General features: G+C 60.4%; 14 protein-coding genes and 1 pseudogene. 7 read left to right on the top strand and 8 right to left on the bottom strand.

Features of this window, described 5'->3' with window-relative positions; all coding sequences use genetic code 11:
• Window positions 1–101: 101 nt before the first annotated feature.
• Together EET67_RS24510 and groES are read right to left on the bottom strand one after the other, a co-directional pair.
• A pseudogene (locus tag EET67_RS24510) lies at window positions 102–329 on the bottom strand (TCP-1/cpn60 chaperonin family protein); the annotation flags it as partial.
• Window positions 330–376: 47 nt separating this feature from the next.
• Complete coding sequence (gene groES / locus EET67_RS24505) at window positions 377–691, bottom strand: co-chaperone GroES (protein WP_128628795.1); 315 nt, start codon at window positions 689–691, stop codon at window positions 377–379.
• A 337-nt stretch (window positions 692–1,028) separates the two neighbouring features.
• Here groES and EET67_RS24500 point away from each other — a divergent pair, with 337 nt between their 5' ends.
• Window positions 1,029–1,373: a hypothetical protein gene (locus tag EET67_RS24500; protein ID WP_128628794.1), complete on the top strand. Its 345-nt coding sequence runs from the start codon at window positions 1,029–1,031 to the stop codon at window positions 1,371–1,373.
• Between the two features lie 36 nt (window positions 1,374–1,409).
• Here EET67_RS24500 and EET67_RS24495 read toward each other — a convergent pair whose 3' ends face one another.
• The gene (locus EET67_RS24495) at window positions 1,410–1,637 is read right to left on the bottom strand and encodes a hypothetical protein (RefSeq protein ID WP_128628793.1); all 228 of its coding nucleotides are present in this window, start codon (window positions 1,635–1,637) and stop codon (window positions 1,410–1,412) included.
• A gap of 230 nt (window positions 1,638–1,867) precedes the next feature.
• Here EET67_RS24495 and EET67_RS24490 point away from each other — a divergent pair, with 230 nt between their 5' ends.
• The 3 genes from EET67_RS24490 (at window position 1,868) to EET67_RS26255 (ending at window position 3,758) form a co-directional block, all read left to right on the top strand.
• Entirely contained in the window at window positions 1,868–2,335 is a 468-nt protein-coding gene (locus EET67_RS24490; protein ID WP_128628792.1) for an Hsp20 family protein, read from the top strand.
• 103 nt (window positions 2,336–2,438) lie between these two features.
• On the top strand, window positions 2,439–2,948 hold the full coding sequence (locus EET67_RS24485) for an Hsp20/alpha crystallin family protein (RefSeq protein WP_128628791.1): 510 nt from the start codon (window positions 2,439–2,441) through the stop codon (window positions 2,946–2,948).
• A 69-nt stretch (window positions 2,949–3,017) separates the two neighbouring features.
• Window positions 3,018–3,758 carry an NADH dehydrogenase ubiquinone Fe-S protein 4 gene (locus tag EET67_RS26255; RefSeq protein ID WP_245451226.1) on the top strand — a complete coding sequence of 247 codons (741 nt, stop codon included), beginning with the start codon at window positions 3,018–3,020 and terminating at the stop codon, window positions 3,756–3,758.
• An 83-nt stretch (window positions 3,759–3,841) separates the two neighbouring features.
• Here EET67_RS26255 and EET67_RS24470 read toward each other — a convergent pair whose 3' ends face one another.
• Window positions 3,842–4,204, bottom strand: a complete 363-nt coding sequence (locus tag EET67_RS24470; protein WP_128628790.1) for an SPW repeat protein — start codon at window positions 4,202–4,204, stop codon at window positions 3,842–3,844.
• 374 nt (window positions 4,205–4,578) lie between these two features.
• Window positions 4,579–5,376, bottom strand: a complete 798-nt coding sequence (locus EET67_RS24465) for an ImuA family protein (RefSeq protein ID WP_245451224.1) — start codon at window positions 5,374–5,376, stop codon at window positions 4,579–4,581.
• 136 nt (window positions 5,377–5,512) lie between these two features.
• Here EET67_RS24465 and EET67_RS24460 point away from each other — a divergent pair, with 136 nt between their 5' ends.
• Window positions 5,513–6,130, top strand: a complete 618-nt coding sequence (locus tag EET67_RS24460) for a hypothetical protein (RefSeq protein ID WP_128628789.1) — start codon at window positions 5,513–5,515, stop codon at window positions 6,128–6,130.
• 318 nt (window positions 6,131–6,448) lie between these two features.
• On the top strand, window positions 6,449–7,648 hold the full coding sequence (locus EET67_RS24455; RefSeq protein WP_128628788.1) for a TM0106 family RecB-like putative nuclease: 1,200 nt from the start codon (window positions 6,449–6,451) through the stop codon (window positions 7,646–7,648).
• A 227-nt stretch (window positions 7,649–7,875) separates the two neighbouring features.
• Here EET67_RS24455 and EET67_RS24450 read toward each other — a convergent pair whose 3' ends face one another.
• The 3 genes from EET67_RS24450 to EET67_RS24440 all read right to left on the bottom strand — a co-directional run bounded on the left by EET67_RS24450 (window position 7,876) and on the right by EET67_RS24440 (window position 10,345).
• Entirely contained in the window at window positions 7,876–8,520 is a 645-nt protein-coding gene (locus tag EET67_RS24450; protein ID WP_128628787.1) for an RES family NAD+ phosphorylase, read from the bottom strand.
• Window positions 8,517–9,122, bottom strand: a complete 606-nt coding sequence (locus EET67_RS24445) for a helix-turn-helix domain-containing protein (protein ID WP_128628786.1) — start codon at window positions 9,120–9,122, stop codon at window positions 8,517–8,519. Before EET67_RS24445 ends, EET67_RS24450 begins: the two co-directional genes overlap by 4 nt.
• A 107-nt stretch (window positions 9,123–9,229) precedes the next feature.
• The gene (locus EET67_RS24440) at window positions 9,230–10,345 is read right to left on the bottom strand and encodes an RHE_PE00001 family protein (RefSeq protein ID WP_128628785.1); all 1,116 of its coding nucleotides are present in this window, start codon (window positions 10,343–10,345) and stop codon (window positions 9,230–9,232) included.
• A gap of 283 nt (window positions 10,346–10,628) precedes the next feature.
• Here EET67_RS24440 and EET67_RS24435 point away from each other — a divergent pair.
• Window positions 10,629–11,212: recombinase family protein (locus EET67_RS24435; protein WP_133308889.1), on the top strand; the 584-nt coding region annotated here is incomplete at its 3' end.

Here is an 11,212-nt window from a genome sequence, read left to right as displayed (position 1 = left end):
CTGTGCAACCCCGACCAGCTTCGCCTGATCGGGCGCTCACCGCCGTGCCCTTCATCAACCCAAGCAGGGGGTCCCTTTTACGCGAAAATACGGGGTCCCGATTCCATGGTCATTGACACGCCCATGTTCTCGAACTTGTCTTCCAGCTCGATTTCCTTGGCGACGGTGACGCCGTCCTTGGTGATGCGCGGCGCGCCGAACGATTTGTCCAGCACGACGTTGCGGCCCTTCGGCCCAAGCGTGACCTTGACCGCGTTGGCGAGGATATCGACGCCGCGCAGCATCTTTTCGCGGGCCTCTGTATGAAATTTGACTTCCTTTGCAGCCATTTCTCTACTCCTTTCCAGGCAGCACTGTTGACTGGCGCTTCACCCGCTCAGGCGGCCTTCTTGGCTTGGGCGGTAGCTTCGATCACGCCCATCACGTCGCTTTCCTTCATGATCAGTAGGTCCTCACCATTGAGCTTGATCTCGGTACCCGACCATTTGCCGAACAGAATGCGGTCGCCGACCTTGACGTCGAGTTCGACCAGCTTGCCGCTGTCGTCGCGAGCGCCTGGACCAACGGCGATGACCTCGCCTTCCTGCGGCTTTTCCTTGGCTGTGTCGGGGATAATGATGCCGCCGGCCGTCTTCTCTTCGGCCTCGATGCGGCGGACCAGGATTCGGTCGTGCAAGGGATGGAACGTCATGTCGTTCTCCTCATAGGCAAACAGATTTTCAAGAGGTCCCTCCGCGCCGCAGCCGAAAGCTTCGGCGCGGGGCGCACGATACTTTTCGGCATCGCGCGCAAATCGATCTGGTTTCTGATTTTTCAAGTTTCAAGAGGTTGCACAAAAATTTTTAGCACTCCACACACGAGAGTGCTACCGACCTGAAATCATATGGCTATTTCGTGTCGGGGACCTGGTATCTGGCATCTTGAAATCACGCAGGAGCAAACCAAAATCTCCCAAGGTGGAGAGTCTTCCAAGACCCCACCTTAGGACGTCAAAAGCAAAGGAGAGTTTTGGAAGCGGAGGACCATCGATGGAACGAACCGTCTCGACGATCATCCCCTCGTTTACCCCGGAAACCTCTGACCCGTCGCTCGACCGGCTACTCTTTCCAGCTCGGTTTTTCAGCCATCCCGACGATGTGGTCGAGGACGAAACGCTCGACATTCAGGAAAAGCGGGCCATTCTCGCCTCGTGGGCGTCGGATGCCTGTGCCGTCGAATCCATGCCGGCGCTACGCAATCCGCCAGGTGTCGCGGCTCCGGTGCCCTTCGATGCAGTCATGGATGCACTGCGGCGGCTGGATGATATCCCCACCGACATTGCCAGGGAATCTGATAGCCCGCGAAACCGGGAACGGCAGCTACTGGATGCCTAATAGCGGCCAGTGAAAACAGGAAGTGGCGGACCCCGATCAAACGGGACCTGCCACTTCCTCCTCTGGTTCGATCAGGTCGATCAAGGCGGCCACCCTGGTTCCCGGCAATGGACGGCCCTCACTCATCAATGCTTCGTCGCCGAAAGCCCAGGCCCAGGCCTCTCTCAGCTCGTCCAGCGAAGCTCCCGTCGATATGATTTCTGCAATCGTTGTCTCGTCCACGGGGCCAAGAACCGAGACAACATTCGCGCGTGTCATCGTCATCGTTTCCTCCGTCGACTTTCCTGCCCACTAGATGGGCATCCTGCGCGGTTGTTGCCATCGATGCGCGGTCACTTGATGCGGATCGCCTAAAAATTCTGCAGACCTCTTGACGTAGGGGAAGGCCATTCCCAACTCATTTTTGTCGGTCGCCGGAGTGGGACCGACGATGTCAGGGAGCGTCAGGCTTCTTGGCGCTCTCGTGTCTATGTTGCTCCAAGGAGGATGTAGCTATGAGAACAAACATGGACTTTTCCCCCTTCTACAGGTCGAGCATCGGCTTCGACCGCGTTTTCGACCTGCTCGAAAAGGCCAGCGTCCCGCAAAACGCCGACAACTGGCCGCCTTATGATATCGCCAAGCTCACGGATGACACTTACCGCATCGTCATTGCGGTGGCGGGGTTTGGCGAGGACGAGCTGACGATCACGCATGAACCGAACATGCTTATGGTCAACGGCGCCAAGGCCGAGAACGAGGAGGTTCAGTATCTCCATCATGGCTTGGCTCTCAGGTCGTTTGCTCGCCGCTTCGAGCTCGCCGACCATGTCAGCGTCGTCAGCGCAAAGCTGGAAAACGGCCTGCTGATCATCGACCTCAAAAAGGAAATACCCGAGGAGATGAAGCCGCGCCGGATCGCGATCAATGCCGCGCCGGCCAAGAAGTCGACAAAGCGGATCGAAGGCGAAGTAGCGGCCTGACCAAAAGCAACCGGCCTGCACGAAACGCCCCGACCCATGGAGGCGGGGAATTCGTTGCGACCAAATGAGAAAGGAAAAAGCGACACAAGAAAGGAAAACGACGATGAGTGTACGTGACCTGATTCCCTGGAACCGAGGCAACAACCAGACTCCGGCGATCTATCGCGGCGACGACATGGACCCGTTCCTGTCGCTTCACCGCAACGTCAACCGGCTGTTCGATGAGGTCTTCCGCGGTTTTGACACGCCTTCGGTGGTTGGCCGTATGATGCCCCGAAACGGTGCCTGGCCGAGCGTCGAATTCTCGGAAACCGACAAGGAGATCCGGGTGACGGCCGAGGTGCCGGGTCTTGAGGAAAATGACATCGAGGTCATGCTGGAAGACGGTGTCCTGACGCTTCGCGGCGAGAAGAAGTCGGAAAACGAGGACAAGGATCGTCAGTTCAGCGAACGCTATTACGGGCGTTTCGAACGGCGTCTTGCCCTTGGCCGTGAGGTGGAGAAGGACAAGGTCGCGGCGACCTTCAAGAACGGCGTGCTCACGGTGACGCTGCCGAAGACCGAGAAGGCCCAGGCAAACGCCAAGCGCATCGCGATCAACAGCAGCAAGTGATCAGCCCAGAACGGTAAGCCGACCGGGTCCCCTCCGGGTGCCCGGCGGCATCCTTCCGAATAAGGAGGGATGTCGATGACAGAGCCACTTACACCGGATCAGGACAAGAACCGCATTGGATCGCAGATTTGGCAGGGCGTGCAAGCCGACCAGCCGATGCTGCTCCACACCAGTCGGCCAGCGCTGCCCCGTCACTTTACGACGCGGATTTTTCGTCCCAGCCGTTCGGTGATGACGTCGGCACGGGAGGCTGTCCGGCCGTGGCGGCTCATTTTCGAGCGACGGACCCCGCCCTTCATCGAGCCGTTGATGGGCTACACCGGAAGCAACGAAACCCTGACCCAGGTCCAACTTGATTTCCCGACCAAGGAAGCGGCCGTTGCTTTCGCTGAAAGGCAGAAGCTGGACTTCGTGGTGCAGGACAGCCCGCCAGAGCGCCAGCGGCCGAACGTCAGGAAATTGCACGCCGATCCGGTGCCGGCGTTCTCGCATCCAGACACGCAAAGGAGAACGACGACAAACAGGGAGGTAGAGATGACCAGTCTTAAATTTCCGGCTCCAGTCACGGTCAGAGCCAATGGGGCACTACATGATATCGTGACGGTCCAAGAGGCGATGGCGTTCCTCAATCAATGGCCGAAAAATCGCCGGGGGCCGGCATTTGGTTGTGCCGAAAGAAGCTGCAACGCCGCAATCGCCGGTCAGCTGTCGGCGGAGCAGGCACGCCAGTCGCTCGCAAGCTTCGCCCGGATAGCCGGCATACTCGTCACCGCAGATGCCCTGCAACCAGCATCCGCGACCGATCGGTAACCGCTTATAGAAATCAGTTGGCCGATAAAGCACATGAAAAAGCCCGCCGCGCGGCGGCGGGCTCAGTTTTCAGGGCTTGTCGTTTATGCGTGGGCATGCGGATCCTGCCGATAAGCCCATACCGCCCAGGCTGACACTGCCGCAACGAGGATGCCGATCACCACGTGCGTCCACATTGCATTCACGTTCGCCGTGAACTCCAGCACCCAAGGCGAGATGACCAGCCAGAGACCGAGAGCCACATTAGCCCATTCCTCCCATTCGGCGAACGCCGAGAGCGTCGCGAGCGAGAGAGCGGCGAGTACGACACCCACGATCCAGGCATTCCACGCCGGCTCCGTTTCTAAGGCGAATCCGATGACCCACGGAGAGACGAACAGACACACCGCGAGCACAAGATTGCACCAGTCCTGAACCCTTTTGCCTTCCATCAGATTGTAAGCCATGTGACAACCTCCACGAATGAAGCTTGACCATCACCTTCGCGTGCCTCTGCACGCTTCGGAATTGATTTAGTTTCGCAGGGCTTGGACTTCAAGTGGCTGTTTCAACGGGGCAAATTGGCTGCCGCGCCATCATTTTTCATTGACTTAGTAACGCCCACACGGGGCCTTCTCGTCAACAGGACGACACCACGGGCTGCCAGGCCGCGTTGTCTGCTCCATTGGACTTTTATCGACGATCAACTCGTCTGTGGCGGGGCACCAACTCCAGGGGCTGGCCGATCGAGGTTCGCTGTTATGACCGGTCTGCGTCACATCGAACCCTTGTGACATGCTTTTCCACGCCAGCTCATAGTCCCAGCCAGCGCTCCAAGGGCTTATTCCTCCTCGTGGTCCTCGACGACGGTCCGCCATATCGACACCCACGCCTTCCGATACACTCGATATCCGACCTCCATTTTGCCGTTAAACGACGCTGGCCTTCGGCGGTTCCGCTGCGTTTTCGTTGCCTCCACTGTAAGATCCGCACTCTCTCCGGCCCGGCATCGGATGAGTCCGAGATGCCAGCGCGCACGCCCGACGCCCAGCACCGGCAATGGCGTCGACGGCAGTACTGACACCCGCCAGCGGGTCTCCGCGGCTGTCGGCTGGCCAAAATCGGTCGCTTCGGTCTGGCGGCGCCAGCGGCGAATGGCGATGCCGATTGCACCGGAACTCTCCGCGGCGAGCTGCAGGCGCCGCGAGGCCGTCATCGAAAGCCGGGCAACCTCGGCAACGACGGCGCCAAAGCCGCCACGAAGACCCTCCTCAAAGCAGGCGAGAAGGGTTTTTTCGTCGCCCGCCTCGACATAGATCACCCTTCCCGGAGGAAGGCCGACCTGTTCGATCGCCGGCGCGAACAGGTCGGGCCGGGTAACACACCACAGCACCTTTCCCGTCGCGCGCGCGGCAATTCCCGCTGCGAAGAGTGCCGCGGCCCCGCCGTCGACGGCACCATTTCCGCCGCCTGCGACCTCGTGCAGGCCGCCAAAAATCAACCCGCCTCCCGGCAGAACCCCATCGATCGCAGCCACCCCGAACGGCAAAACCGTACGGGTGCGCGCATTTGAGCCTTCGAGGCGGGCGATGCGTTCTCGAAGCTCGGAAATGGCAGAAGGGGGCGCCGATATACTCATCTGACCCTTGAAACACGGAAAGCCTGTGATATGTTCTACATTTGTTCTCGTATCCACCGAGAGTCAATCGGGATCATGCCGTGCCCATGCGGAACGCGAAGGCATCGATGCGCCCGAACGGTATTGGAGGCAGGTGATGACCATCACGATCCGCGTCGAAGGAGCGCAGCCGGAAGAAATCATGCGGGGTTTGATCGCCGCTCAGGAGGTGTTTGACAAAGCTCGAGTCACACCAGATCAGGCAGCGACGGCACGCTTTGTCGTCGAAGGTTGGGACATTCGCGGCTTCACTGGCAAGGTGCCCGAGGAAGAACTCGCAATTTGCGCTGTCTGGGATGAGGCGGACCAAGCGGCAATCCAGGCCTGCTGTGCCAACTGGTCCGCCGAAAAGATTCCAGACTCAGCCAATCTCGAGCTTGTCCGGGAACCGCAGAGTTTCAGATTCATGACGGAGGAGGAACGCAGCGAATGGCATTTCCAAACCGCCGCCGCCGGCATCCTCGAGGAGATGTGTGAGGAAGGCTACTTCGACGACCGCCGTCCGGAAGACGAAGTCGCCTTCCTGCTCGACGATTGGGATTTCGAGCAGCTGACCGCCGAGCAGCGGCAGCTGTATGATGAGCGTTTATATCCCTTGATGCGCATATGGTTTTTTGAGCGGGATCGTTTCGAGGAAGAGTATGCTCACCGCCGCGCTGAATGGTCATGCAACAAGCGACCAGATGATCGCCAGTTTGAATTGTTCTCTGGATGACGGCTTCCATGCGGTTGCCGTCCGGATCGACGACTATGCCGCATGGTCGGAAAGAAAAGCCCAATCTACGCCCACCCGACATGTGAGGTTTTTTCAAGATTCATAAGGAGATCGAACCAGAAGCGACATTCGGCGGAATTGCGTGCACCTGATTCGGCAATCCGGTCCACTCATGCACTTCCCTGAGAAGGGTCAGGTACTTCGACGAGTGAGTACATCTCGCTGATCTCGACGTTCATTTCCTCAGCCTCGGCGAGAACCCCTGCAATCCTACGAATCTGCCTAGATGGGCCAAGGCAGCTCCGGTATCCTGATGTCATGGAGAAGATCGGGGGCTCTTTCCGGCTCAGTGCCGGCGATCTCGTCGGATATCTGAATTGCCATCATCTGACCGCCCTGGACCGGGCGGTCGCCGAAGGCACGCGCGCCAAGCCGAAAGCCTGGGACCCGCTGCTTGAGATCCTCCGGGAGCGTGGCTGGATCCACGAGCAGAACTACGTCGATCACCTGACGAATGCTGGCCTAAAGGTCGTCAGGATCGACGGCGTCGACGTGAGCGACGCCGCTGTCGGCGAGACGCTGGCGGCCATGAAGGATGGGGCCGAGGTCATCGTCCAGGGCGCACTGGCGCACGATGGCTGGGCGGGCCGCGCCGACATATTGCGCAAGGTCGAGACCACGAGCGTCCTCGGTCCGTGGTCTTATGAAGCGATCGATACGAAACTCGCGCGGGAGACCAAAGCAGGCACGGTGCTCCAGCTCTGCCTCTACTCGGACCTGCTGAACGCGATGCAGGGGGCAGCGCCCGAGTGGATGCACGTGATTGTGCCGTGGTCGGATTTTGAGCCCCAATGCTATCGCTTCGCCGATTACGGCGCCTATTACCGGCAGGTGAAGAACGCCTTCGCGGCGAGCCTTGCCGCGGAGGATCCGGGGCAGACGTACCCAGATCCTGTACCGCACTGCGATATTTGCCGGTGGCGCGAGGCTTGCGACAAGCGCCGGCGCGATGACGATCATCTGTGCCTCGTCGCCGGCATCTCGAAGCTCCAGATGGGAGAGTTGAAGGTACAGGGCATCGCGACGGTGCAGGACCTCGCCGCAATGCCGTTACCGCTCGCATGGAAGCCGGATCGCGGCTCGCCTGAGGCGCTTATTCGCGTGCGCGAGCAGGCGCGGATTCAGTGCGAAGCGCGTTCGTCCGGCGCGCGAAAATTCGAAGTGCTGCCGGTGGAGCACGGCTTCGGACTCACGCGCCTGCCCGCGCCGTCCAAAGGCGACATCTTTCTTGACTTGGAAGGCGATCCGTTTGTCGGCGAGCATGGCCTCGAATATCTCTTCGGCTACCTGTTCGTGGGCGAGCACGGCGAGATTGCCTACCGGGGCGAGTGGGCCTTTAAGGAAGCTCCCGATCGCCTTCGTGCGGCCGGTGGTCATTCCTTGCCTTCCCGGATTGTCTCGCAATCGGACCTTAAGCCCCACGGCCGCCGGGTCCCAACCCTCCTCGTCGCCGGATAGGTCCGAATGCATCCGTCTACCCCCAATCAACAGTAGTACGCGGGCCAAGAAAGGGACTGTATATCATCCCGCCCTGCTTTGGCAGGGTATCGAGCCGGTCCCACGCGGGAGTTGTGATAACCTGCTTGTAGAAGGCCGTGATCATTTTTGCACTGCCTCCGCGTCTATAGAGCTAATCAGGCCCGCGGGAACGGACCCGGCATAATCTACGTGTGGCTGGCCTCGAGTTATTCGACGGGCGGAGAGACGGATTTGCCATAGCTGTCGAGCACTGCGGCCACTTCTCCAAGCATGCTCGACAAAGTGTGGGTTCCTTGAGCCTTAAGTCGGACGTCGGCCTTTTCAAAGATCGCGAGACAAATCTCGCTCGAGTCATGGCGCGACTGGTAGGCCAATCCATCCGGACGGTCTGGGTGATCCCAGAGGGCGTCCGACCAGAGGCCGCAGGGCACATAGGGCCCGGTCGAAATCGAGTTGTCCGTCCCGACCGTCTGCAGTCCCGCTCCATACAGGCGAACAATCCGCAAGGGTCGATTAGAGACAAGCCCGGATACGGAGCGCCCAACGATATCGGTCATGGTCACCATGAGACGTTGCGGATTGCGCACGAGGGTTTCGGCCAGGGCGCCGCGAAGGGTCAGTCCGGCATAAAGGACTCCGAACCGTCCGCTGGCACTGTCAAAGCGGTTCGTCGGCGGCACGTTGGGACCCGGGCCGAAGAAGATCGGGTCGAGTGACGAACGGTGGACACGGTGCAACACCTGTCCGGCCTGTATCTCGTCGATCGGCAGCGATATGTCAGCGAGCCATTCGGGAGGAGGAGGCGCCAGACCGGACGGACCGCGGGGCGCGGCCCGCTTTCTCGGCGTCATGCAAACCCATCCTGCGCCTCACTGCGCAGGAGGCGCAGAACCCCGTCCCGATCGCCGGACATGAGCGCTTCAAGGGCCGAACGCTCTCCAAGCGCCGAGTCGGGCGCGAGCAGGAAATCGAGCGCCACCCACGGCCCGGCCGAAGCGTAGGCTCGAATGATATCTCCGATACCGGCAACGACCTCCGTCTCATCGAATTGACAGGCGGGATAGCGCCAGTCGCTTCCCTCGCGAACAGCAAGCAACGCTCCGGCGCGCCGGCGCTTGTCGACAGCTTGACGCGAGATGCCGAGAAGCCGACCTGCATCCTCGGCCGACAAGGTACCGCCAGCGCGTTCAATCAGCCGCTTGCGGTGTTCGACGTTCCTCGCCAAGGCAGGGACCAGCGGGTCGAGCTCGATGACGGCCTCACCGACAACCTCGGACCGGCTGAGGAGCCATGCAAGCGAACCCGCATCGGTTGGCGCAGCCAAGGCGTCAGAGAGTGTCTTCGGCGACGCGGTGGCCGCCATGCGCTCAAGCGCAGATGTTGCGCGCCGAAGAAAGGCCGCCTGCAGGGAATCAGAACGAGTGCTGCTCGGATTTGGCGCGGTACGAACCATAGTAACCTCGCTGGTTGTCTTAGGGATTATATAGATACACTAGCGCCGCCGTCAACCAACTGCTCGCTGCAGATACCATGGCTCAGTGGATTCGTCGGCGCGCGTTTTCAGAGAATTCCCCATGCGCGATACCGTCCCCTGCCCGTCATCTCCCGCACGCCAAGCTCAGTAATAAGGTTAAGCGCGCCGCGCGGCGTTACATTGACCTCCTTGGCGATCATCGTCGCAGACACGATCGGCCGCGATAGGATCAGATCAATCACACCTGGCAGACTGCTCGACGAACGCCTGGACCGCAGCCGGCGCTGCATTTGCTCCCGCGCGTGGGCAAGCCGAGAGATCTCCTTCATGCCGGCGTCGCCGGCGGCCGACATGGCGTCGAGAGCCGCCAGTAGACGCGTCGTCTTGCTCCGCGACCGTCGGCGTTCGCGTGGGATCGTCTTCAGCCCGACATTGATGCAAAACAGATGTGAGGCCACCTTGCGCCGGGATCGGAGCCAGGCGCCGACCACCAAAGGGCCGAGCCAGTGCTTGTTCTGGAGTGGTTCCAGGGTTTCCCACGCCTCCCAAAGAACTGCGGCCGCGAGCGTCGGTGGCATGTCTTCGACCTCACGACCGACCGCCTGCCATTGCTCGATCCTGCCGCGCTCATCCCATTCAGCATCGCGGACGACCAGATCTCCCACGATGACACTTTGGGGCCTCTCGGTATGAACGGCGGGAGCCCCCTCCCCTTCCAGAATGCGCCGGGAACGTTCGAGAACCGCATCGATCGCGGCGAATTCCGCGGACAATGCCTCCTCTCCTCTTAGAGAGTCGTTCCCACCGCCATCATCAACCGGGCCTCGGTCAAACTCGGCTGCCCCATCGGGCGCGCCTCTCAGGCCCGAAAGCGCTAAAAGGCCCGAGCCGCTGACAGCCCAGGCGGGATCGGCATCCGCGATCCGTCGGCGGGCGCGCAGTATCGCATGCGATATGGTAAGCTCATGCGTCGGTGCCCGCACGTCCATGTGGGCATCATGAAGGACGAGATCCTCGACGTGCACAAGCTCGCCCGAAATCCACATGCTTGCGGCCGCATCGAAGAAATGACCCCTTTCGACAAAGCCCTTCCCCACAGGACTGCGCCGCACCGCTTCGTCGAGGCGCGCGAGCTGATCCTCCGCCCTCCCGATCGCCGGCAGGAGGGTTTGGACGGGCAAATCTCTGATTTTATAACACATTGTAATAGCGTCACTTTGTTCATCATGCGGAAGCTATCACGGCCTTCACTTCCGTCATAGCGGCACTTTTCCCACGCGCGCGTACTATAGGGTGCGTCGGCGGCTCCCAAACTGAACAGATGCTCCTCGATCCTGGCCCCAATTGACGAGAAACGCCGATTTGCGGGGATTTCATGCTCGGCCGAGTGTCAGAAAGGTGTTCAAGAGATGTTTACAAACGATCGGTTATCCTTATCCTCTGTATTTGGAAATCTGCCCTCCCCTACCCTCTCAGACGCTCCAAATGGCCGCTGACATGCAAAATCGAGCTTCCCATCGACCACAGGGCCGGCTTATTGGCTACGCTCGCGTATCAACGGACGAACAGGTGACGGAAGCACAGGAAATCGAGCTGCGGTCAGCCGGCTGCGACGTCATCGTTCAGGAACACGGTTCGGGTGCTTCGCGTGCCCGTCCTGTCCTCGCCAGGCTGATGCGGGATATCAGCGCCGGCGACACGCTCGTCGTCGTTCGCCTCGACCGCCTGGCACGCTCCGTCAGCCATCTGCTTGAAGTCATCGAAGATCTCGCGGCCAAGGGAGCGCATTTCCGTTCGTTGCGCGATCCGATCGACACCTCGACTCCGCAAGGTATGTTCTCGCTGCAGGTATTGGGCGCCGTTGCGCAGCTGGAGCGCGCACTGATCTCCGAACGCACCAAGGCCGGTATCCGGGCCGCAAAGGCGAGAGGCAAGAAGCCGGGCAATCCCGGGGTCAGAACAAGAGCTGCTCGAAATCGTACGCTAAGACCGAACGGAGCGGGAACGTCATGCAGCGCGGAGGATTCTTCCAGGAAGTCGCAATGGCCTGAAGCCTTCGGGCATCTGCT

Source organism: Borborobacter arsenicus, from assembly GCF_003934165.1.
Taxonomy (GTDB): Bacteria; Pseudomonadota; Alphaproteobacteria; order Rhizobiales; family Rhizobiaceae; genus Pseudaminobacter; species Pseudaminobacter arsenicus.
This window is presented reverse-complemented; position numbering and strand designations above follow the sequence as displayed.

Bases quoted from the DNA above. Each gene is read 5' to 3' on its own strand.
- groES (WP_128628795.1), bottom strand. From the start codon at position 691: ATGACGTTCCATCCCTTGCACGACCGAATCCTGGTCCGCCGCATCGAG.
- EET67_RS24500 (WP_128628794.1), top strand. From the start codon at position 1,029: ATGGAACGAACCGTCTCGACGATCATCCCCTCGTTTACCCCGGAAACC.
- EET67_RS24495 (WP_128628793.1), bottom strand. From the start codon at position 1,637: ATGACGATGACACGCGCGAATGTTGTCTCGGTTCTTGGCCCCGTGGAC.
- EET67_RS24490 (WP_128628792.1), top strand. From the start codon at position 1,868: ATGAGAACAAACATGGACTTTTCCCCCTTCTACAGGTCGAGCATCGGC.
- EET67_RS24485 (WP_128628791.1), top strand. From the start codon at position 2,439: ATGAGTGTACGTGACCTGATTCCCTGGAACCGAGGCAACAACCAGACT.
- EET67_RS26255 (WP_245451226.1), top strand. From the start codon at position 3,018: ATGTCGATGACAGAGCCACTTACACCGGATCAGGACAAGAACCGCATT.
- EET67_RS24470 (WP_128628790.1), bottom strand. From the start codon at position 4,204: ATGGCTTACAATCTGATGGAAGGCAAAAGGGTTCAGGACTGGTGCAAT.
- EET67_RS24465 (WP_245451224.1), bottom strand. From the start codon at position 5,376: ATGAGTATATCGGCGCCCCCTTCTGCCATTTCCGAGCTTCGAGAACGC.
- EET67_RS24460 (WP_128628789.1), top strand. From the start codon at position 5,513: ATGACCATCACGATCCGCGTCGAAGGAGCGCAGCCGGAAGAAATCATG.
- EET67_RS24455 (WP_128628788.1), top strand. From the start codon at position 6,449: ATGGAGAAGATCGGGGGCTCTTTCCGGCTCAGTGCCGGCGATCTCGTC.
- EET67_RS24450 (WP_128628787.1), bottom strand. From the start codon at position 8,520: ATGACGCCGAGAAAGCGGGCCGCGCCCCGCGGTCCGTCCGGTCTGGCG.
- EET67_RS24445 (WP_128628786.1), bottom strand. From the start codon at position 9,122: ATGGTTCGTACCGCGCCAAATCCGAGCAGCACTCGTTCTGATTCCCTG.
- EET67_RS24440 (WP_128628785.1), bottom strand. From the start codon at position 10,345: ATGTGTTATAAAATCAGAGATTTGCCCGTCCAAACCCTCCTGCCGGCG.